At 72.5% G+C, this 21183-nt stretch carries 21 protein-coding genes and 1 pseudogene; 6 read left to right on the top strand and 16 right to left on the bottom strand.

Going from position 1 to position 21183, the window contains the following annotated elements:
• Positions 1-53: 53 nt before the first annotated feature.
• A complete protein-coding gene (locus ACFTZC_RS14485) occupies positions 54-1238 on the top strand; it encodes a TerD family protein (protein ID WP_382889574.1) in 1185 nt (394 codons plus the stop codon).
• A 126-nt stretch (positions 1239-1364) separates the two neighbouring features.
• On the opposite strand, the gene ACFTZC_RS14480 is transcribed toward ACFTZC_RS14485, so the two are convergent.
• Both ACFTZC_RS14480 and ACFTZC_RS14475 read right to left on the bottom strand, forming a co-directional pair.
• On the bottom strand, positions 1365-1592 hold the full coding sequence (locus tag ACFTZC_RS14480; protein ID WP_078490871.1) for a hypothetical protein: 228 nt from the start codon (positions 1590-1592) through the stop codon (positions 1365-1367).
• Between the two features lie 127 nt (positions 1593-1719).
• Positions 1720-3138 carry an alkaline phosphatase PhoX gene (locus ACFTZC_RS14475; RefSeq protein ID WP_382889399.1) on the bottom strand — a complete coding sequence of 473 codons (1419 nt, stop codon included), beginning with the start codon at positions 3136-3138 and terminating at the stop codon, positions 1720-1722.
• 158 nt (positions 3139-3296) lie between these two features.
• On the opposite strand from ACFTZC_RS14475, the gene ACFTZC_RS14470 reads away from it, so the two are divergent.
• Positions 3297-4100, top strand: a complete 804-nt coding sequence (locus ACFTZC_RS14470; protein WP_382889397.1) for an SDR family NAD(P)-dependent oxidoreductase — start codon at positions 3297-3299, stop codon at positions 4098-4100.
• A 150-nt stretch (positions 4101-4250) separates the two neighbouring features.
• On the opposite strand, the gene ACFTZC_RS14465 is transcribed toward ACFTZC_RS14470, so the two are convergent.
• The 3 genes from ACFTZC_RS14465 to ACFTZC_RS14455 all read right to left on the bottom strand — a co-directional run bounded on the left by ACFTZC_RS14465 (position 4251) and on the right by ACFTZC_RS14455 (position 7546).
• The gene (locus tag ACFTZC_RS14465; RefSeq protein WP_382889395.1) at positions 4251-5783 is read right to left on the bottom strand and encodes a hypothetical protein; all 1533 of its coding nucleotides are present in this window, start codon (positions 5781-5783) and stop codon (positions 4251-4253) included.
• Between the two features lie 173 nt (positions 5784-5956).
• Entirely contained in the window at positions 5957-6685 is a 729-nt protein-coding gene (locus tag ACFTZC_RS14460) for an antibiotic biosynthesis monooxygenase (RefSeq protein ID WP_382889392.1), read from the bottom strand.
• Positions 6686-6970: 285 nt separating this feature from the next.
• The gene (locus ACFTZC_RS14455) at positions 6971-7546 is read right to left on the bottom strand and encodes an SMI1/KNR4 family protein (protein ID WP_382889390.1); all 576 of its coding nucleotides are present in this window, start codon (positions 7544-7546) and stop codon (positions 6971-6973) included.
• 632 nt (positions 7547-8178) lie between these two features.
• Here ACFTZC_RS14455 and ACFTZC_RS14450 point away from each other — a divergent pair.
• Entirely contained in the window at positions 8179-9081 is a 903-nt protein-coding gene (locus ACFTZC_RS14450) for a 4-hydroxy-tetrahydrodipicolinate synthase family protein (RefSeq protein ID WP_382889388.1), read from the top strand.
• Between the two features lie 16 nt (positions 9082-9097).
• Here the strand turns inward: ACFTZC_RS14450 and dapD are convergent, their stop codons facing one another.
• The 8 genes from dapD to ACFTZC_RS14410 all read right to left on the bottom strand — a co-directional run bounded on the left by dapD (position 9098) and on the right by ACFTZC_RS14410 (position 15939).
• Positions 9098-10105 carry a 2,3,4,5-tetrahydropyridine-2,6-dicarboxylate N-succinyltransferase gene (gene dapD / locus ACFTZC_RS14445; protein WP_382889386.1) on the bottom strand — a complete coding sequence of 336 codons (1008 nt, stop codon included), beginning with the start codon at positions 10103-10105 and terminating at the stop codon, positions 9098-9100.
• A 129-nt stretch (positions 10106-10234) separates the two neighbouring features.
• Positions 10235-10438 (bottom strand): hypothetical protein, encoded by a 204-nt coding sequence (locus tag ACFTZC_RS14440; RefSeq protein WP_382889384.1) that lies wholly within the window; start codon positions 10436-10438, stop codon positions 10235-10237.
• A gap of 4 nt (positions 10439-10442) precedes the next feature.
• On the bottom strand, positions 10443-10991 hold the full coding sequence (locus ACFTZC_RS14435; RefSeq protein ID WP_382889382.1) for a TetR/AcrR family transcriptional regulator: 549 nt from the start codon (positions 10989-10991) through the stop codon (positions 10443-10445).
• Positions 10991-11317, bottom strand: a complete 327-nt coding sequence (locus tag ACFTZC_RS14430) for a DMT family transporter (RefSeq protein WP_382889380.1) — start codon at positions 11315-11317, stop codon at positions 10991-10993. The genes ACFTZC_RS14435 and ACFTZC_RS14430 overlap by 1 nt, the downstream gene beginning before the upstream one ends.
• A gap of 74 nt (positions 11318-11391) precedes the next feature.
• Positions 11392-12057 carry an aspartate/glutamate racemase family protein gene (locus ACFTZC_RS14425; RefSeq protein WP_382889378.1) on the bottom strand — a complete coding sequence of 222 codons (666 nt, stop codon included), beginning with the start codon at positions 12055-12057 and terminating at the stop codon, positions 11392-11394.
• Between the two features lie 104 nt (positions 12058-12161).
• Entirely contained in the window at positions 12162-12917 is a 756-nt protein-coding gene (locus ACFTZC_RS14420; RefSeq protein ID WP_382889376.1) for an AroM family protein, read from the bottom strand.
• A 75-nt stretch (positions 12918-12992) separates the two neighbouring features.
• The gene (locus tag ACFTZC_RS14415; protein ID WP_382889374.1) at positions 12993-14702 is read right to left on the bottom strand and encodes an OPT family oligopeptide transporter; all 1710 of its coding nucleotides are present in this window, start codon (positions 14700-14702) and stop codon (positions 12993-12995) included.
• 274 nt (positions 14703-14976) lie between these two features.
• On the bottom strand, positions 14977-15939 hold the full coding sequence (locus ACFTZC_RS14410; protein ID WP_382889372.1) for a DUF1177 domain-containing protein: 963 nt from the start codon (positions 15937-15939) through the stop codon (positions 14977-14979).
• A 271-nt stretch (positions 15940-16210) separates the two neighbouring features.
• Here ACFTZC_RS14410 and ACFTZC_RS14405 point away from each other — a divergent pair, with 271 nt between their 5' ends.
• On the top strand, positions 16211-17023 hold the full coding sequence (locus ACFTZC_RS14405) for an IclR family transcriptional regulator (protein ID WP_382889370.1): 813 nt from the start codon (positions 16211-16213) through the stop codon (positions 17021-17023).
• 46 nt (positions 17024-17069) lie between these two features.
• Positions 17070-17801 (top strand): dipeptidase PepE, encoded by a 732-nt coding sequence (gene pepE / locus ACFTZC_RS14400; RefSeq protein ID WP_382889368.1) that lies wholly within the window; start codon positions 17070-17072, stop codon positions 17799-17801.
• A 65-nt stretch (positions 17802-17866) separates the two neighbouring features.
• On the opposite strand, the gene ACFTZC_RS14395 is transcribed toward pepE, so the two are convergent.
• The 3 genes and pseudogenes from ACFTZC_RS14395 to ACFTZC_RS14385 form a co-directional block, all read right to left on the bottom strand.
• Positions 17867-18799 (bottom strand): zinc-binding dehydrogenase, encoded by a 933-nt coding sequence (locus ACFTZC_RS14395; RefSeq protein WP_382889366.1) that lies wholly within the window; start codon positions 18797-18799, stop codon positions 17867-17869.
• A 40-nt stretch (positions 18800-18839) separates the two neighbouring features.
• A pseudogene (locus ACFTZC_RS14390) lies at positions 18840-19486 on the bottom strand (IS5 family transposase); the annotation flags it as partial.
• 27 nt (positions 19487-19513) lie between these two features.
• Positions 19514-20005, bottom strand: a complete 492-nt coding sequence (locus ACFTZC_RS14385; protein ID WP_228023395.1) for a GNAT family N-acetyltransferase — start codon at positions 20003-20005, stop codon at positions 19514-19516.
• Between the two features lie 98 nt (positions 20006-20103).
• On the opposite strand from ACFTZC_RS14385, the gene ACFTZC_RS14380 reads away from it, so the two are divergent.
• Positions 20104-21012 carry a LysR family transcriptional regulator gene (locus ACFTZC_RS14380; RefSeq protein ID WP_382889364.1) on the top strand — a complete coding sequence of 303 codons (909 nt, stop codon included), beginning with the start codon at positions 20104-20106 and terminating at the stop codon, positions 21010-21012.
• The last annotated feature ends 171 nt before the right edge of the window (positions 21013-21183 follow it).

Below are 21183 nucleotides of genomic sequence, written 5' to 3'. Positions count from 1 at the left end.
GAAGGTAAGGGAACGGCAAAGCGGGGTCGTTCGTTACGCCTGGCATGACAGCTATGACCCCCGGCTCGAACATCCCTCTCCCCACCGCCCACATCGCGGTGGACGTCGCCGCTCCGGTGCGGCTCGACGTATCGGGCCTGCTGCTCACCGCCGACGGCAAGGTGCGCTCAGACGACGATTTCATCTTCTACAACCAGCCGGCGGGCCCCGGCGTGAGCTACCGCTCCGGCGGGGGTTCGGCGCCCGACGCGATCGTCGTCGACACCACCGCCGTCCCGGCCGGCATCGAGAAGATCGTCGTCACGGCGAGCCCGGACGCCGCGGGCCAGAGCTTCCAGGGCATCGAGCCCACGGCCACGATCCGTGACGCCGCCGGCACCGCGCTGGCCAGCTTCACCCCGCCCCGGCTGGGCGCGGAGACGGCCCTCGTGATCGTGGAGATCTATCTGCGCAACGGCGCCTGGAAGGCCCGCGCGGTCGGCCAGGGGTACGCCGACGGGCTGGCCGGGATCGCCACCGACTTCGGCGTCTCCGTCGAGGAGCCCGCGCCGGCCGCGCCCCCGGCGCCCGCCGCCGCGCCCGTCGCCGACCCGCGGGTCGCCGCTCCCCCGGTCCCGGCCACGCCGCCCGCGGCCCCCGCGGCTCCGGCGCCCGGCAGCGGGAAGATCAACCTGGACAAGGGCCGGATCAGTCTCCAGAAGAACCAGACGGTGTCCCTGGTCAAGGGCGGCGCCCCGCTGCTCAGCCGGGTGAAGATGGGACTCGGCTGGGAGCCGGCGTACCGGGGCAAGGACATCGACCTCGACGCGTCCGTGATCGTCTACGGCCCGAACCGGAACCACATCGAGAGCTGCTACTTCGGCAAGCTCTCCATCCTGAACGGAGCGATCAAGCACTCCGGCGACAACCTCACGGGCGAGGGCGGCGGGGACGACGAGGTGATCGTCGTCGACCTCGGGAAGATCCCCGCCGAGGTGAGCGGCCTGGTCTTCACGGTCAACTCGTTCTCCGGGCAGAAGTTCACCGAGGTAGCCAAGGCGTACTGCCGGCTGATCGACGCGGCGAACGGCGAGGAGCTGGTGCGCTTCGACCTGACCACCGCAGAGCCGCAGACGGGCGTGATGATGGCGAAGCTGATCCGCCAGTTCTCCGGCGAGTGGGAGATGACCGGCCTCGGGGAGTTCGCGAAGTCCCGGACGGTGCGCGGCATGGTCAAGCCCGCCGCGAAGATCCTCTGAGCAGAACGGTACGCGGGACGTAGGCGGGACGGCCCGCGGGGCAGCGCGAAGCCCCCGGGCCTGCCGCGGGTCCTGAAGGTCCGCCGCGGGCCCGGGGGCCGGGGCAACGCGCTCCGAAGACCGGCTTCAGAGCTTGGTGAGCTTGGCGAAGGGGCTCAGGATCCGCCCCTGTCGACCCGAGAAATCGATGAGCACTGCGTGTTCGCCCTCGACTCCGATGACTCTTCCCAATCCGAACTGATCATGGGAAACCCGGTCTCCCACGTCGAACTGCTCGGGCGGAGGTGAGGCCGGGGCCTGGCGGTTGAAGGGACTGGACGGCAGGTGGCGCCGGGATCCGGCTGACTTTGTCATTACGTGGAGTATGCGCCCAAGGGACCCCGCCGCGCCATGCCCGACCGCGGACGAGCCACCGGATCGCGCGCCCCGGGCCCGTACGCGCCCCTTCCCGCTCCCCCGTCCCGGCCCCGTTTTTTCCGCGTCAGCGGCGCGGTGAGCGCCGCCAGGGGCCGGTGACGGCCAGCATGATGCCCGGTTCCTGGATGTTGGCGAAGAGAGTGCGGCCGTCGGGCGAGAACACGACGCCCGTGAACTCGCTGTCGTTGAGATCGTTGCGCGCGATGGGGTACGTCCGCCCCCGCTCCGTCGCGCCGAAGAGGTGCTGAAGCCCCTCTCCGTCCTCCGCGATGACCAGACCGCCGTACGGTGAGACGGTGATGTTGTCGGGGCCGTCGAAGCCGCCGTCCTCCGTGGGATCCGGGTTGACGCCGAGCAGCACCTTGAGGGTGAGCGTGCGCCGCCGCGGGTGGTAGAACCACACCTGGCCGTCGTGCGGGGTCCCGGGGCTCTCGGCGCGGGCGTACGAGGACACGAGGTACGCGCCGCCGTCCCCCCACCACATGCCCTCCAGCTTCCTGGCCCGGGTGACGTCCCCGGTGCCGAACTGCTCCCGTACGTCGACGGTCCGCGCGTCCCGTTCCGGTACGTCCACCCAGTCGACGCCGTAGACCGTGCCGATCCGGGTGGCCCGCGAGAGGTCGTCGACGAACGAGCCGCCCGCGTCGAAGCAGCGCGGCGCCTGGAGCGCGCCCGCGTCGTCGGCGAGCCGGGCGAACTGGCCGCGGCCGTGCTTGAAGCCGTGCGGCGGGATCCAGCGGTAGAACAGGCCGTTGGGACCCGAGGCGTCCTCGGTCAGATACGCGTATCCGGTGCGCGGGTCGATGACGACGGCCTCGTGGTCGTACCGGCCGAGCGCCTTGATCGGCCGGGGGTCACGGTTGGCGCGCCGGTCGTACGGGTCGACCTCGAAGACATAGCCGTGGTCCTTGGTCATCCCGTTCTCGCCGGCGCGGTCGGTGTTCTCCTCGCAGGTCAGCCAGGTGCCCCAGGGGGTGCGTCCGCCCGCGCAGTTGGTCGACGTACCGGCGATGCCGACCCACTCGGCGGTCCGGCCGTCCGGGCGCGTCTCCACGACCGTGCAGCCGCCGGCCGCGGCGGGGTCGTAGACCAGGCCCTCGGTGAGCGGCACGGGGTGGGGCCAGTCGGACCGGGGGCCCTTCAGCTCGTGGTTGTTGACGAGCAGGGTGACCCCGCGGGAGCCCTCGAACGTCGCCGTTCCGTCGTGGTTCGAGGGTGTGTACTCGCCGGTCTCCAGCTTGGTGACCCCGCTGTGGGTGACGACCCGGTACGAGAAACCGGCCGGTAGCGCGAGCATGCCGCGCGGATCGGCGACGAGGGGCCCGTATCCCGGCTCGGGCACGGGACCTGACGCGACGTCGGGCGCGTCGTCGGCGGCGAGCGCGCCGGGCGCGGTGGCGAACGTCCCCGCGGCGCCGGTGAGGACGAGTCCCGCGCCGGTGAGCGCGGATCTTCCGGTGAATTCCCTGCGGGTCAGCGGCATCGGGTCTCCTTGGGGCGGCGGAAGGAGGTACGGCGGCGGCGAAGCCACGGAAGTGCGGAGGTACGCTCCCGGCACTGCCGCGGAGGTACGCTCCCCGACGCTGCCGCCCGTGCCTGAACGGCGGTTGAACACCGTCCGACGACGAGAGGCCCCGATCCGTGAATCTCCCCGCCGGCAAGCACACCGAGAAGGCCCGCACGAAGCTCGCCGCCACCGGTCGGGGCATCCTCGTCAGCGGCGCGTCACGCGGTCTCGGCCGGGCCGTCTGCCGGGCGTTCGCCGCCCAGGGCGACCGGGTCGCGGTCCACTACGGCAGCCGCGCCGCCGACGCCCGCGCCACCCTGGAGTCGCTCACCGGCACGGGCCACGTGCTGGTCGGCGGTGATCTCTCCGACCCGGTGGAGGCGGCCCGGGTCGCGGACGAGGCCGCGGAGGCGCTCGGCGGGATCGATGTCCTCGTCAACAACGCGGCGGTGAACGAGGCCCACCCGCCGGCCACGACGGAGTACGAGGAATGGACGGCGGTCTGGCAGCGCCATCTCTCCGTCAACCTCCTGGCGACGGCACTGCTCAGCCACCGCGCCGCGCACGGCATGATCGCCCGTGCGACGGCCGGCCGGATCATCAACATCGGCTCCCGGGGCGCCTTCCGCGGCGAACCGGACCACCCGGCGTACGGGGCCACGAAGGCCGCGGTGCATGCCCTGGGGCAGTCCCTGGCGGTCTCCCTGGCTCCGTACGGCATCGGTGTCGCGTCGGTGGCGCCGGGCTTCTTCGACACGGAGCGGGTGGCGTCCCGGCTGGCGGGCGAGGAGGGCGAAAGGATCCGCGCCCAGAGCCCGTTCGGCCGGGTGGCCTCGGCGGACGAGATCGCGGAGGCGGTGCGCTGGCTGGCCTCGCCGGGGGCGGAGTGGTCGTCGGGCGCGGTTCTGGACCTGAACGGAGCGTCGTACCTCAGGTGACCGTCCGCACGGTCCGCCGCGCCCTCCCTCGCGCCCGCCGCCGCGCCCTCCCTCGCGCCCGCCGTCGCGCCGTCCGTCACACCCGGCGTCGCGCCGTCCGTCACACCCGCCGCGCGCACACCGGCCGCGCGCTCAACCCCCGCCGCACGCTCAACTGCCGCCGCGCGACCGCGCCTTGAACGCCGCCTTGCGCGCGTCCTTCGACACGGCCCGGTCCCGGTGCAGCCGGCCCATCGCCTCCAGGACGTCCGCCGTCGCCGGGTGGTCCACCCGCCAGGCCGCCTCGAAGAACCCGCTGTGCTGGCCCACCAGCCCCTCCACCAGTTCCTGGAGCTCGTCCGGCTCGCCCTCCGCGTCGAGCTGCGCGGCGATCGTGTCGACGGCCAGCCAGAAGATCATCGACTCCGGCGGCGGCGGTACGTCCCCGGCCCCCAGCTCCGCGAGCCAGACCCGCGCCAGACCGCCCAGTTCCGCGTCGTCCAGGACCTCGCGGACCGCCGCCTCGGCCTCCGCCCCGACGAGGGAGAGCGCCTGCTGGCACTGGAGGCGGCGCACCGGTGCGCCGGTGTCCCTGCCGCGCGCGGCGGCGAGGAGTTCGCGTACGGCGTCGAGCGGCGCGCGCCCGGCGAGCCACTGCTCCGTCTCGGCGCGGGCCGCCGCCTCGGGGAAGCGCGCGACGCCGTCGAGGAGCGCGTGGGCGTCCTTGCCGGCCAGTTCGCCGACGACGGGCGCGGCGACGCCCGCCTCCAGCATCCGGGCCCTGATCCCGTAGAGCCCGAGCGGCGTCAGCCGGACCATGCCGTACCGCGAGACGTCGTCGTCGCCGACCGGCGGCTCCGGTTCGGGTGTGCCCGCCGGGTCGGCGTCCTCCGCCATCAGCGCCTCGTCCACCGGTACGTACGAGACGAGCCCGATCGGCTCCAGCACCCGGAACTGCTCGTCCAGCCGCATCATCGCCTCGGACACCTGCTCCAGGATGTCGTCGGTGGGCTCGCCCATGTCGTCGGGGATGATCATCGACGCGGCGAGAACGGGCAGCGGGACGGGACTGTCCGCACCGCCGCCTTCCGCGACGGTGAGCAGGTAGAGGTTGCCGAGGACGCCTTCGAGGAACTCCGCCTCCTCCTCCGGGTCCCAGTCGAGCGCGTCGAAGTCGATCTCGCCGTCGTCGTCGATGGCCGCCGTGAGATCGTCGAGTACGGGCACGGTGGCGTCCGCGAAGGCGACGTCCAGGGCGTCCAGCCAGAGGGAGAGGATGTCCTGGGGGGCACCGGACGTGACCAGGGCGAGCTGCTCGCCGTGCGTGACGCGCCCGGTGCGCTCCTCCTCGTCGCCCTCCTCGGCGGACTCGGCGGACTCGACCGCCTCCGCCTCGGCGGACTCGTCGTCCTGGACGGGATACTCGACGTCCAGCAGTCCGGTGTCGACCGCGACCCGCCACGCCTCGCTCGCGTACGCCTCGCCGTCGCCCTCCGAGAGCTCGTCGCCGAGGCCGAGCTGCTCCGCCGCGGCGGGCAGTTGCTCGTCGACCAGTTCGCCCCCGGCGCTCACCCGGGTCTCCGGGCCCGCCCAGCGGGCGAGACGCACGGCCCGGGCGAACAGCGGCGCGGCCAGCGCCTCCCGGGCCAGTTCGGCGTCCGGGAGCAGCCGAACCGGCGGCAGAATGGGGTGGTCTGCGGGCATCTGGTGGGTCTCCTTGTGGGGTACGGAGGCTGGACGCGTGAGTCCGGACGGGTCCCCAGCGTAGACGCTTTGGACCCTTCCCACCCGGTTCATGTACCCGACAACCGCCGTCCCCCGGACCTCCCTTGACCCGGGAACCGCGCCGCGCCGGTTCCGTCCGCCACCGGGGCGGGTCAGCCCGCGGCGTCCTCTCCGGAGGACAGGCTGATCGCGGGCGTCCAGCGGGACACGGTGCTGCCCTTCACCCCCGGGTGGTCCCGGACCGCGCGCCACTGCTCCGTGTCCGACCCGACGCCCCGGCCGGGCGCCGCGAGGGCGTCGGCATGGGCCTGTTCGCTCTCCCATCCCGCGAGGTTGAGGACCCGGGTCCCGTCCGTGGAGACGTGGAAGTACGCGGAGATCCCGCCCGGTGGCAGGTCCGGGTCGGTCTCGATGGCATGACGGACGGTGTCCACCCAGCCGCGGGCGCGCGCCGGGTCGGGGCCCTCGAACTCCACGTCGACGGTGACGAAGCAGCCGGGCACCGGAGGCTCGCCGCCGGGGGCCGTCGCCAGTCGCTCCTCGCGGTAGAGGGTGTACGGGCGCAGCCCCACACGCTCGATGCCGGGCACGGCGGCGTCGATCTCCGCGATGCGCTCGTCCCGGCCGGTGGCGGCGAACGCCCGGTACGCGGCCCGGTCACGCCACTGGGAGTAGTGGAGCAGTGTCTGCCCGTCGTTCCCGGTGAGGACGGTGTACGAGAACAGCCCGGCCGCCGGCCATTCCCGGCTCCGCCAGGCCCGGCCGATGGCCTCGACCGCCGCCCGCTGCCGCTCGGGCGTGCCGACGCGCCAGGTGCTGATCGTGACGGAGCCCACATCGGGGCGGGTGACATCAGGAAGGGTGCTCAGTCGCACGGACATGCCGGTTCCTCCTCGCGGCACGCCCCCGCGGCGCGCCCACGACCAGCATGCTCGGAGCTGAAGCGCGGTTGAGGTCAACCCAGGGCCGGGGGCGTCGTCCCGAGCCCCCGCCGCACGGCCTCCAGCGTTCCGGGTCCGTTCGACCCCGTCACCGCATGTCCCCGTTCACCCCGTGACCCCGTTCGCCCCGTGACCCCGTTGTCCCTCGTATCCCCGTTCACCCCGTATCCCCGTTGTGCCGCACTCGCTTCCCTGTCGCGCGTCGCGGTGTCGGACCACGCGGTGTCAGACCACCACGTCGAACCACGGCCGGCGCGTGGTGGCCCAGTGCGCCACCCAGCCGGCGAGGCCGGCCCCGGCCGCCGGGTGGCCGAAAGTCGTCCCGAACGGCGCCGCTCCCACGTCACTGATGTTCCATATTCGGCCACGGTGCGCGCCAGTGACGACCAGGTGCCAGTACATGCCACTGCCGTCCGAACCCAGCACCACACTGCCGTGATTGCTGACCTCGTCGATGAGCGGCTCGATCTCCTCGTACGGCCGGGGGTCGTCCTCCCACACCCACGCCTCGGTGAGAGGGAAGGGCTTCGACAGCACCCGCTGGGTCTGGTCGCACCCCCAGTCCTCGGGCAGCGCGGCCACCGGGAGCAGCCCGTCGACGTCGGCGGGACCCTCCGCGCAGCCGTCGCACACCTCCGCGACGAGCGTGCGGTACGGCTCGGGCAGGACGATGCCCTGCTCGCGCTCGAAGGCGCGTACCGCGTCCCAGCCCAGCGGCGGCAGGCGCCGCTCCGGCGGGAAGGCCGCGCGCAGCGCGTCGAGTTCGCCCAGGTCGGCGCTTTCGGTGTTTCCGGCGTCCATGCTCTTCATACCTTCCATGCCTTCCATGTCCTCCATACCCCTTGCTGCGTCAGCACCCGCTGGCACTCCGCCCCCTGCTACCCCGGAGCGCCCCGCGGCACGCTGATGCCGGGGGCGCGGTCATGGGTGAGCCGAACGATATGGCCCCCTTCTGCCCGCACCTACGCATCCGAACGTCCGGGGGCGCGATACCAGGCCACGGCCCGGAAGGAGGAACCGATGCCGACGAACGGGGGCAAGGTGGTACGGGCCGCGCCCGCGCCGACGCGGCCACGGCCCACGCGCCGGGCTCGCGGGCGTACATCATTGGCCAGAACTTCGGCATCCGAGGCGCCGCCGACGCGACAAGGCCGCCGGCCGCCGTTCACCGGCGCGGCGGCCACGCCCCGCGCCCTTCCCGGGCGCCTGCGGGCGCTCTCCGTTCGACGCGTACGCAGCACGCGATCCCCTCCCCCGTTCGACCACCCGAACAAAGCGGCGGCCTGCGCCGATCATGCCAGACCGACGCACCCCAGAACCTTCAGTGTTGCTTCGCGTTCACCCGAAGCAGATCTAAGTGGACCTTCACAGTCCGGCGGGCGGAGACTCACCGTATGACGACTTCACGCCCCTTCGGCCGAGCACTTTGCGCCATGGTCACGCCGTTCACTCCGGCCGGGGAGCTGGATCACCCCGGCGCGCGGGCACTCGCCCGCCGGCTCGTGGACGGCGGATGCGACGGACTCGTCCTCAACGGCACCTCGGGAGAGTCCCCCACCACGACGGACGCCGAGAAGACCGCTCTGGTCGAGACCGTGTGCGCGGAGGTCGGCGACCGGGCGCACATCGTCGCGGGCGTCGGCAGCGCGGACACCCGCCACACCCTCGCGCTGGCGCGCGCGGCCGAACGCGCGGGAGCGCACGGCCTGCTGGTGGTCGCGCCGTACTACAGCCGCCCGCCGCAGGCGGACGTCGAGGCGCACTTCCTGCGGATCGCGGACGCCGCGCGCGTCCCGCTGATGCTGTACGACATTCCGGCGCGCACCGGCACCCGGATCGAACCGGCGACGCTGGTCCGGCTCGCCGCGCACCCGCGCGTCGTCGCCGTGAAGGACTGCGCGTACGACCTGATGGGCAGCTCGAAGGTGATCGCCCGCACCTCGCTCGCGTACTACTCCGGCTGCGAGGAGCTGAACCTCCCGCTGTACGCGGTGGGCGGCGCGGGTTTCGTCAGCACGGTGGCCAATGTCGCGCCCGGTGCGCTCCGCTCCGTCCTGGACGCCTACGACTCCGGCGCCCGCGGGCGTACCGACTCCGTACGGCTGCATCAGCGCGTGCTGCCGCTGGCCGAGGCGATGATGGCGGCCGGGCTGCCCGGCACGGTCACCGCGAAGGCGCTGCTCGGCCGGCTCGGGCTGCCGGGCGGGCCGGTCCGTGAGCCGCTGCGGCCCGCCGGCCGGGAGACGGCCGACGGGCTGCTGCGGCTGTACGGCGAACTCGTGGGGGTCCCCACGGAGGCCACCACGGAGGCCACCGCGGAGACCGCCGCACTGTGATCGGCCGACCGGTTGATCAGTTGTGGCTGTGCAGGACGTCGTTGAGGCCGCCCCACACCGCGTTGTTCGGACGGGCCTCCATGGCGCCGGTGACCGAGTTGCGGCGGAAGAGGATGTTGCTCGCGCCGGACAGCTCACGCGCCTTGACGATCTGGCCGTCCGGCAGCGTGACCCGGCTGCCGGCCGTGACGTACAGCCCGGCCTCGACGACGCACTCGTCGCCGAGGGCGATCCCGACGCCCGCCTCCGCGCCGATCAGGCAGCGCTCGCCGATGACGATGCGCTCCTTGCCGCCGCCCGAGAGGGTGCCCATGGTGGAGGCGCCGCCGCCGACGTCGGAGCCGTCGCCGATGACGACGCCCGCGGAGACCCGGCCCTCGATCATGGAGGTGCCGAGGGTGCCCGCGTTGAAGTTGACGAAGCCCTCGTGCATCACGGTGGTGCCCGCGGCGAGGTGCGCGCCCAGGCGTACCCGGTCGGCGTCGGCGATCCGGACGCCGGCCGGCGCCACGTAGTCCGTCATCCTCGGGAACTTGTCGACCGAGGTCACCTGGAGGTGCAGCCCCTCGGCGCGGGCGTTGAGCCGTACGGTCTCCAGCGCGTCCACGGCGACCGGGCCGAGCGACGTCCAGGCGACGTTGGCGAGCAGGCCGAAAATGCCGTCCAGGTTCTGGCCGTGCGGCTGGACCAACCGGTGGCTGAGGAGGTGCAGCCGCAGGTAGACATCGTGGGTGTCGAGCGGCTTGTCGTCGAGGGAGGCGATGACCGTACGGACCGCGACGGTCTCGACCCCGCGGCGGGCGTCGGTCCCGATGGCTTTCGCCGCGCCTTCACCGAGCAGTTCCACGGCGCGCTCGGCGGAGAGCCGCTCGGTGCCGGCCGGGCCGGGCTCGGCGGAGAGCTCGGGGGCGGGGAACCAGGTGTCGAGGACGGTGCCGTCCTCGGTGAGGGTGGCGAGGCCGGCGGCGACGGCGCCGGTGGTCCGGGAGGAACTGGGGGAACCTTGGGAAGACGTGTCGGTCATGCCCCGAACCTAACGTTCCCGACGCCGCCCGGGCCAACCGGTCTCAGGTGCCGGGCGCGCGCCACCCGTACGCGCTCCGCCCCGCCCCACCCGCACGCACACCCGCGCGCACCTCGGCCGGAGTCCCGCTCAGCTCAGGCGGTTGCCCGCGGCCCCGCCCGTCCGGTGGTCGGTGTCGTCCTCCGCGCGGGGCAGCGCGCGGTGTCCCTCGGAGTGGTGGTTGACCCAGCCGCAGACACCGCAGCTGTAGCGGCCGTCGAGTCCGGCGATGAGGGTGCCGCACTGCCGGCACTCGGCGTAGGTGATCTCGGGTCCCGGAGGCTGGTCGTTCATCCCGTCAACCTACGGCGGGCGGGACGAGCCGCGCCAGCGCCCGCCGGGCGTACTCCTCGTCGTACACCCCGTCCGTCAGCAGCACCTGGAGGCAGATCCCGTCCACCAGCGCGATCAGTGCCCGCGCGGTCAGGGGGTCGGTGTGCGGATGGAGCACCTCCGCGACGCCGTCGCTCCACTCCGCGGCGACCTGGCGCAGCGCGGGCCGGCGCAGGGCCGCCAGGTACAGCTCGTACTCCAGCTCGACGCCGGTACGGTCCCGGGCCAGCCACTGCCCGGTGATCCGGGCCAGCTCGCCCGCGATGTCGCACCCCGGCCGGGCGAAGGCGGCGCTCTCCCGTACCTCGCGCGCGAACCCCTCGTTGGCCTGCCGGAGCGCGGCGACCAGCAGTTCGTCCAGCGAGGCGAAGTGGTATGTGGTCGAGCCGAGCGGCACATCGGCCTCGGCGGCGACCGTACGGTGGCTCAGCCCGGCGATACCGGCGCGGCCGACCACGCGCAGCGCGGCGTCGATGATGCGCTGGCGGCGCTCGGGGTCGTAGCGGCGGGCCATCAGTGGGCCCCTCCGAGATTGAGCACGACGACGCCCGCGATCACCAGGGCGATGCCCAGCAGCTTGAGCGCGTCCGCGGACTCGTTCAGGAAGACCATCCCGATGGCGGCGACCAGCGCCGTACCCGCTCCGGCCCAGATCGCGTACGCCGTCCCGATGGAGAGCGTCTTGAGCGTCTGGGAGAGGAGGAGGAACGCGACGACGTACCCCGCCACGGTCAGCACCGAGGGCCACAGCCTGGTGAAGCCCTCGCTGTACTTCATCGCGGTCGTCGCGCCCACCTCGGCCGCGATGGCGACGGCCAGCAGTCCGTATCCCGTTCCCATGCGTACGAGTGTACCCATCGATGCGTACGACCGTACGCATCGATGGGTACACTATTTCAGCACTGTCTCGCGGCTCAGCGGATCCGGGCGTAGGAGGCCATCAGCCCCGCGGCGAGCACCGCGTCCACCGCGGGGACCGACAGCCGCTCCTCCAGCAGCGGACGGATCCCGATCGTGGTCAGCCCCGTGCAGGCCAGCAGCAGGGTGTCCGCGCCCGCCGCCACCAGCTCGGTGGCCGCCGCCAGCACGGCGGCCGGGCCGTGCGGCGCGAGAAGGTCGGTCGTACGGTGCACGTCGCGCGGGCGTACGGCGCCGAGGAAGTGCGGGCCCAGCACCGCGCGGACGCCGGGCGGCGCCTCGTCGGTGATGCCCAGCACGCCGACCCGGGTGCCCAGACCGAGCGCCACGGCGGCGGCCGCGGCACCCGCGCCGATCACCGGCACCCCCACGGCCGCTCGGGCCTGCGCCAGCGCCGGGTCCGCGGCGCAGCTGATGATCACGGTGCCGGCGCCCTCGTCGGCCAGCTCACGGACCAGGTCCACGATCTTGGGCTCGGCGAGCCGTTCGGTCTCCTCGTCGTGGATGCCGTGCGGCTGGTCCGGGATGCAGCGGGAGACGGTCGGGTAGCCGAAGTGCTGTTCCAGGATCCGGCCGTGGGCGGTGACCAGCGCGGGGTCGTCGCTGGTGAGGACGCGGACCAGGCCGACGGGCGACGACGGTCCTGGCGGTGCGGCGTTCATGGGAGACGGGTCCTCTCTGCGGGTCGGGACTGCGACCGGCTTGCGGGCGGCTTGCGGCCGGTCTGCTGCCGGTCTGCTCGTCAGGACTGCTGCCGGTCTGCGGGTCAGGGCTGCTGCCGGCCGAACGCGGTCACGACCTCACCGGCCAGCCGCACCGCGAGGGCCCGGGCCAGCAGGACCGGGCGGTCCGCCGCGCGCGCCGCGGCCCGCCGCATCTCCTCCGTGTAGCCGATGCAGTCCAGGACGAGCCACGAACAGCCGCCGTCCGCGAGCGTCCGGGCGGCCTCGGCGACCTCGTCGAGGGCGCGTTCGCGCGGTGCGTACGGATTGGCGCCCGCGGCCAGGACGCGGCCCGGCAGAACCTCGGAGAACCGCCGGGCCACGTCCTCGGCCTGGTCGGGGTGGGGGCAGACGACGCCGACCGGATCGGTGCCGACGATGGCCGCGACCGCCTGCTGCACCAGCGGTTCGGCGAAGAGCAGCGGCCGGGTCGCCCGCACGGCGGGGAAGTGACCGGTGCACAGCAGAAGGGTCGCGGCGGCGCCGTCGCGCTCCGCGCGGGCGACGGCCTCTTCCATACGGGGGATCAGCGCCGCGTGCCCGAGCACCACGGAGCCGCCGTCCCGCAGCCGGGAGACCAGCGGCGCCTCACCGGGCTCCGGGGCCAGCAGGCGGCGGGTCTCCTGCCCGGCCTCGCCGTCGAACGGGTCGTTGTCGAGCGCGCCGTGCTCGACCAGGCGTACGCCCGGCAGCAGCGGTTCGGCGTCGGGCCGCAGATCGGAGCGCGGGGCCTGGCCGATGGTGACCAGTCCGAGAGCGGGCGGGGCCGGCTGATGCGCGGCGCTGTCCGGGACGTCCATGTGTCACTCCTTCAGAGAGCTGGAGGGGAGTCGGAGGGGAAGCTGGATGGCTCCGGGCGGAGTTCCCCGCCCGGGTCACATGACCTTGGTCAGCTGGCCCACGTCGTTCAGCGAGCTGCCCGCGACCAGTCCGGCGCCGACCAGGGACAGATCGTTCTCGGCCTGCTCGTCGGACTCCTTGCGCGCGGCACGGTCGGTCAGCCCGCGGCGGCGCCACATCGTGTAGCCCCGCCGGACGACGAGCGCCCCGAGCACCATCCAGCCGGCGTTGGGCGTGGCCACGAGCAACCCGGTGGCCAGCAGGACACCCATCTGCCGGGACGAACCACCGATGAACTGGATCAGCGCGCCCGGGATGGCCCACAGCAGCATGGTCCGCAGGGTGTCGGGGTCGAGGCCGGTCTTGATGGTGGTGACATAGACCTCGGAGACCGGCGGTATCCGGCCGTCCGCGAAGAAGGACTTCCAGGCGATGGCGACCACGACGAGCGCGACGCCGAAACCGACGAGCTGGGCCAGGTACTGCTGGCGCCGCCCTTCCATCTCGAAGGGGAGCCACGGGGCGGCGTCCTTGCGCAGCAGCCACCCGGCCTTGAAGTCGTAACCCAGGTCGGCGAAGGCGGGGCCGGTGGAGGCGGTGTACCCCACCAGCAGGGCGAGCGGCACGGTGGGAATGTGCAGGACCAGGCCGACGATCAGCACGATCAGGGTGACGGCGAAGGCGGGGAACCAGCCGGAGTGCATCGCCGCCAGACCCACGATGAGCTGGTGCACGAGGGCGGCGGCACCGGCCAGCGCCACCCAGCCGATCAGGGCGGGCAGGGACATCCCGGCCACCACCCCGCCCGCGACGGCGACCACGACCGCGCCGCAGAGGAAGAGCACCATGCCTTCCAGCAGCCCGCGGCGCAGCCGGGCGGCCCCGACCGTGGGTCCGTGCTCGGCGTCGTCCGCCGGACTGCCCGTGGTGTCCACGGCATCCGTCGCGCCGGTGTCGTCCGAGCCGCCGGTACGGCCCCGTCCCTTGCGGCCCCTCATCAGCAGCAGGGCCTGCACCAGGGCGACCAGCCCGGCGCCTATCATCAGGCCGTGCGGCACCCGGTCGGCGGTGAGGTTCACATCGAGCAGCTCGGGGGCGTACTGGGCGACGGTCAGGCCGGTGCCGAACATCAGCAGCGCCCATATGTTGCCCAGGAAGCCGACACCGGCGGCGCTGGTGGGGAGCTTGAACAGGGCGCCGACCAGGCCGACGACCGCGCTCACCCCGAGCACCGCGGCCTTGCGTCCGCCGCTGTCCCCGGCCTTGATCGTCTCCGCGGCGGCGATGCCCGCGGGCCAGGAGTTGGTGGCCGGCAGCAGCTTGGAGTCGAAGACCCGGTACAGCACCCAGCTGTCGACCGCCAGCCCGATGGCGGCGCCGCCCAGCATGGGCCACACCAGGTCGGTACGGCCCAGCGCGAAGGGCACCGCGATCGGCGTGAGCAGCGAGTTGGCGGCGGCGAACGTGGAGCCGGAGATCGCCGACTGCACCAGGTTCTGCCGGTGCTGGGAACGCATCCGCATCAGCGCGCCGAGCGGGATACGGCCGATCATCATCGCGATCAGGGCGCCGATCACCGCCGTGTTGGGGGAGATGCCGAGCGAGGTGATCAGCACGATGCCGATCAGGGCGCCGAGGACCGACATCGCGAGGGTGATGACGAGCGTGATCGGCTCGAAGGCTCTGGGGTGCCGTTCCGTCGGCGCCGCCGTGGCCGGCGCGGCGGTCGAAGCTCTCGGGTTCAAGGGGACTCCTGGGTGGGGACGACGCGACGCGACGGGACGGTGGCGGGGAAGGGCGGAGGGAGCGGAGAAACAGCGGTCCGACGGTCGTCGGGTCCGGCGGTCGGGCTCAGGTGGCGGCGGTGAGCCGGTCCGATTCACGGGCGGTGAGCCGGTCCGGGCAGGGGTTGAGCCGGTCCGATTCACGGGCGGTGAGCCGGTCCGAGCAGGGGTTGAGCCGGTCCGATTCACGGGCGGTGAGCCGGTCCGGGCAGGGCCCGCCCGGACCGGCTCCGGGTCACTGCGCCGGGGCGGGCGCCTGCAGCCGGGTCATGGGGCCGTACAGCTCCACCAGCCGCGCGAACTCGTCGGCGTCGTGGAACCGGGCGACCCCGCGGCCGAACTCCTTGGCGGTCTCGATCGCGAACCGGGCGGCGGCCGCGATGTCGGTCTCGTGGCTGGCGCCGGTGGCACAGCCGGCCACCGGCGTGGCCGCGGTGATCGCGAGGCCGACCACCGGCGCCTCGGTGGCGACGGCGGGCTGGAGGATGGAGTTGATGTGGTGCACCCCGTTGCCGTACGGGGTGATGTCCTGCGTGGTGACGGGCAGCACCCGCGCGGGCTCGCCGGTCACGGTCTCCAGGACCGACAGCAGGTCCTCGCTGACCCGCAGGACCCAGCCCTGGAGGATGGTCGGCGACAGCGCGATCCCGCGGTGGCTGAGCAGCCGGTTGCCCTTGGTGGTGTCGATGGACACGACCGCGTCCATCTCGGGCGAGATCTCCTCGCGGTTGCACACCAGCGTGTCCACCGGGGAGTCCATGAACGGTACCGGGTCGTGCGGACGGGTGGGAGCCCAACCGCACACATGGGTGGAAATCATCACATCGCCGTCCAGGACATCGCCGCGGGCGTGCATGTCCAGCAGCTTCGCCGCGGCCGACAGCGCCGCGACGGCGCCGTCGGCGTCGGAGACCAGCCCGACGCGCTCCGGCCGGGCCCCCACTCCGCCGAGCCTGCCGAGCACACCGAGGGTCGGCGCGTCACCACCGGCGAGCCGGCCGTTCCGGCCGGGGACGGTCACGGAAACGAAGTCCGTGCTGCCCTGGTCGCCCTCGACCGTGCGTACCTCGATCGCCGGCGCCGTACGCGCGTCGGCGCCGGCCGCGACCTGGACGGCCCGCAGATGCGCGGCGAGCAGTTCGCCGCTGGTCTGGGGACGGTCGAGGAGTTCGATGATCTCAAGGACGTGCTTCAGCAAGGGAGGACCTCTCAACGGTGTTCAGGCAGGTGCGGCGGCCTGATGCGGGGAGTTCCACGCGGCACGCGGCTTTCGGGGGATCGCCCCGGCAGCGGATCGAGGCCGGATCAAGAACCCGGCCACGGCCGCTCAGGAACTCGGCCATCTCGACAGCGCGACGACTCGACAGCTCCCGGTCGCATTGGTTTCACGCCGACCTGGCTCAGAGTCCGCCTCCTGGCCCACAGGGCGCAATGGTTTCTCGATATCCGGGATTGTTTACGATTCAGCCATGACTGACAGAACACCGGTAACGGACACCCCGCCCCTCCAGACCGCGGACCGCGTCCTCAGCCTGCTGCTCTCCTTCGACCGCGAGCACGCGGAGTGGGGCGTCACCGAGGTCGCGACCGAGTTCGGCCTGGACAAATCCGTGGCCCAGCGGCTGCTGGCCGCGCTGGCCTACCGCGGGTTCCTGGTCTCCGACAAGCGCTCGCGCCGCTACCGGCTCGGCCCCGCCGTATGGCACCTCGCCCGGGTGTGGGAGCGGGACGGCGGACTGGCCAGCCTGGTCCGCCCACCGCTGCGCGCGGTGGCCGAGTCGGTGGGGGTCGGCGCGCTGTTCGCCGTGCCCGACGGGGTGCACATGCGCTGCGTCACGGCCGTGGACGGCGCGACGGGCCCCCTGCGCATCTACGGCCTCGCGGGCGAGCTGTACCCGGCGCACGCCGGGGCCACCTCCCGCGCCTACTTCGGTATGCTCCCGCCGGGCGACCGGGCGGCGCTGCTGTACGGTCGCCCCATGGCGCGGTTCAGCGACCGTACGCTGACCGATCCCGTACAGCTGGAGGAGCTCTTCGCCGAGGTCCGGCGCAAGGGCTACGCGTACTCCGAGGGCGAGTACGATCCGGAAACCGCGGCGCTCGCCGCCCCGGTGACGGTGGGCAGACGCGCGGTGGGCACCCTGTCCCTGGCCGCCCCGCTCGATGTGTTCCGCACCCGCAAGGCCGAACTGGTCGCGCCGCTGCTCCAGTGCGCGGCGGATCTGGGCCGGCTGCTGACACCTGTACGGCCACGGCGCGACGGAGCGTCCGGCGCCCGCTGACACCAGACCCCGAACTCCCACCTTCCCAGGAAAGGCCAAGGCCACCATGCGGTTGCTGCTGCTCTCGAACTCCACGGCCCCCGGACGCGGTTACCTCGACCACGCACAGGAGGAGATCCGCACGGCGCTCGACGGCAGGCGCCGGCTGGTCTTCGTGCCGTACGCCCTCGCCGACCACGACGGTTACACCGCGCGCGTCGCCGAGGCGCTCGCGCCCCTGGGGGTGGAGGTGACCGGCGCCCACACGGCGTCGGACCCGGCGGAACTGGTGCGGGGCGCGGAGGCGGTGTTCGTCGGCGGCGGCAACAGCTTCCGGCTGCTCAAGGCGCTGCACGAACATGACCTGGTCCGGGCGATCCGCGAACGGACCGACGCCGGCGCGCTCTACATGGGGTCGAGCGCGGGCACCAACATGGCCTGCCCGACGCTGCGCACCACCAACGACATGCCCATCGTCCAGCCGCCGAGCTTCGAGGCGCTGGGGCTGCTGCCGTTCCAGATCAACCCCCACTATCTGGACGGCAGCCCCGCCACCGCGCACATGGGCGAGACCCGGGCCGAGCGGCTGGAGCAGTTCCTGGAGGAGAACGACGTCCCCGTGGTCGGCCTCCGCGAGGGCACCTGGCTGCGCCGGGAGGGCGACCGGCTCACCCTCGGCGGCATCGAGGCCGGAGCCGTGGTCTTCCGGCGGGGCGAGCAGCCGTCGGAGATCCGTCCGGGCCACGACCTGAGCGCACTGCTCCAGGAGCGGCCGCGGTTCGACACTCCGACGGCCTGACGGCGGCCTGACCCCGCCCGGAAGCCCGCCGGAAGCGATCCGGACGCGGGCCGGACGCCGACCGGTTACGCGAGATCCAGGACGGCTTTGCCGTGGAGGCGGCGGTCGAGCAGCACCTGTACGGCCTCGGAGTGGCGAGTCCAGGGGCCGCGCCAGCTGATGCCCGGATCGAGGCGGCCCGCAGCGATCTCTCCGGCCAGCCAGGTCAGATCGGTGGAGAAGTCGGCGGCGGGGTCGCCGAAGAGGAAGAAGGTGTGGATCGACCGGTCGTGGCGCCCTTGGTCGCCCCGCAGCGCATCCGGTGGGAGCACCGCGTCGGCCTCGGAGGAGCGGCCCACGCTGAAGAGGCTGCCGCCCGGCGACAGGGCGGCGAAGGCGTCGACGAGGTACGGTCCGCCGACGTTGTCGAGTACGGCCGACACCGGCTGCCGCACGGCGGCCGGCTCGGGGTGGACCTCGTGGGCGCCCAGGGCTCGCAGCCCGTCCGCCTGGGCGGGGTTCCGGCTGATCGCGACGACGTGCGCGCCCGCGCGGGCGGCCAGCTGGACGGCGTAACGGCCGACGCCACCGGAAGCACCGGTGACCATCACCCGGCGGCCGAGCAGCGGTCCCATCCGGCGCAGCACATGCAGGGCGCTCAGTCCGGCCACGGGGATGGTGCTCAGCGCGCCCGGGTCGGCGTCCTCCGGTGCGGTGCCGAGCAGGGTGGCGGGTACGGCCCGCAGCTCGGTCCAGCCGCTCTCGCCGAGGGTGACGACCCGCTCCCCCTCGGCCGGGCCCGAGCCGTCGGCGGCCGCCCGGACGACCACGCCGGCCGCGTCCCAGCCGAGCACGGTGCCGTCGGGCGTCTCCGGATGGATCGCCCCGTGGATCTCACCGAAGTTCAGCGAGACCGCCTCGACCCGCACGAGCGCCTCGTGGGCGGCGGGCCGCGGGTCGGGGATGTCCGTCAGGGACAGATGGCCGGGTGAGGTGTGGTCGACGACGAGTGCGCGCATGGGGAGCTCCTCTCACGAAGTGCCACAGTGAGGCGTTTGTGGCCTGCAACGGCGCCTTCTCGCCTTTGTGGGCGATCTGGCCGCGGAGGCCGCGTTCGTCGAGGACTGAACGTGTTTTGGCCGAGTCGTAGCCGGCATCCAGGTGCACGGTGATGTCGTCGGGCAGCGGGCCGAGGTCGTTCAGGAGGTCCAGGGTGGGAGCGAGCAACGGGGAGTCGTGGCAGTTGGCCCCGGCCAGGACTCGGCCCAGGGGGATGCCGTAACCATCCGTCATGGCTGAGCGTTTCATCCCCCGTTTGCCTCGGTCGACGAGCGAACGTCCGGCGGTTTCCCCGCCTCCGGGGGCCTTTGCGATCGACTGTCGATGGCGATCTGCTCCAGCACGAGACCGACGATTCGGTCGTAGGCGTTCAGGACGATCTCCCTGAGCTGGGCGAAGGCGCCGAGCCGGATCCACTCGTCGCGACGGCCTCGGATCGTGGTGGCTGAGCAGGTGGAATCGGCGATGGCTTGGTAGGAGCAGCCGAAACGCAGCACCTGCAGCAGTTTGTCGAAGACGATCCGGTCGCTGACCCGGCGGCGGTGGCAGGCCGGCGGGTGGGCCGGATCGTAGACCGGCCGCACCGGCAGCAGGGTCGCGAATTGGTCCCAAAGCGGTTCGGTCAGCCATGAGGGAAGCGCAGGCACAGGTTTCCCAGTGATCACAGAGCGCCATCACTGCAGTTCCATGAGGATGTCGGCGCGGGCGTAGTAGTCGGCCACGGGGAGACGGTCGCGGGTGATCCTGCCGAACCCAGCGTCCTCGTAGAGGTGAAGGGCGGGGGCCAGCATGCTGTTCGTGCCGAGGAACAACCGGGTCCCATCGAGTGCCCGGGCGCGGTCGATCGCTGCGGCTATGAGTTGGCGGCCGATGCCGCGTCCTTGTGCGGCGGGAGCCACGGCCATCTTCGCCAGCTCGAACACGGCGTCCGGATAGGCCAGAAGTGCGACGCACCCAACTACAGTGCCGCTGCCCGGCTCGCGCGCCATGAGTACGTCGCCGCCCGGGCCCACGATGCGGCCGAACGGATCTCCGAGAACGGCCAGGTCCTCTTCCTGCAGCGTGAACAGACGCGAGATCCACTCCTCGTTCAGCGCGTAGAACGCGTCTGCGTCACTCTGTGAGCCGATCGAGGAGATCATGGTCGGGGCAGAGGTGTGCGGCATGCGAAGGGTTCCCTTTCCGGTGTGGCTTCCCGTAGCCTCCGACTTCACTCACCCATGTGTCCAATACACGCCTTGACCTCTATCAATAAGCTCAAACTATGGATCAGCGAATCGAGCTCCGTCATCTGCGGTACTTTCTGGCTGTGGCTGAGGAACTGCACTTCGGCCGCGCCGCCCAGCGGCTGCACATCGCTCAGCCCGCCCTGTCCCAGCAGATCAGGCAGCTTGAGAAGATCATCGGCGTTGAGCTGTTCCGGCGGACCTCTCGAAGTGTTCGACTCACAGAGGCGGGAGCGGCGTTCCAGCCAAGGGCCCGGAACCTTCTGGGCCGTCTGGCGGCCGACCTCGACGAGGCCGGGCGCGTCGGCCGAGGTGAGGCCGGCCGTCTGGATGTCGCCTTCATCACCTCCGCCACGGCGATCGTCAGCGAACACCTCCGTGCGTTCTCCCGCCGCCGCCCGGACGTCCAGGTCAAACTTCACGACGGTTTCACCACCGATGTCCTGGCGGCCCTGGAGCGGGGTACGGCCGACGTCGGGATCGTGCGGGACGCCGAGGAGCGCGACGCCCTCGAACTTTCTCTCCTGGCATCGGAACGGTTCGTCGCCGTCATCCCCACAGAGCACCCCGCCGCAAGGGGTGACCGCGTGGAAGCAAGGGCGCTGGCCGCTGACCCGCTGATCCTGTTCCCGCGTTCAGCAGGAACTCACGCGTTCGACTTGAACACGCAGCCGTTGCGGAACGCCGGCATCGACGTCCAGGTCGCGCAGGAGTGCTCGAACTGGCACACCATCATCATGTTCGTCGCGGCCGGACTCGGCGTCAGCATCGCCCCCTACAGCGTCACGACGCTGCTCCCCGCAGGCGCCCGCAGGCTCGAACTCGACGGGCCTCCTACCGTGAGCCGGATCTTGATGGCCACCCGCCGAGGAGACGACCGTCCTCTCCTGCAAGCCTTCATCGCAGCATCCGAGTCCAGACAGGCCATTGCCACGACCGGACGATGAGCGTGCGCTGACTTGGAGCGAGCACCTCCAAGCAAGGGCCACTCGAAGGCGTACCGTGCGCAGCCTCATCCGCCGTGCCCGGAGCACCCACCGCTGCAACAACAGCCCAAGCCGACGCCCCCGAAACCGCCCCTATCCGCGCAGCCTCTTAGCTGGGGTGCGTGCCCCGCC

Source organism: Streptomyces sp. NPDC056987 (assembly GCF_042673865.1).
Taxonomy (GTDB): domain Bacteria; phylum Actinomycetota; class Actinomycetes; order Streptomycetales; family Streptomycetaceae; genus Streptomyces.
This window is presented reverse-complemented; position numbering and strand designations above follow the sequence as displayed.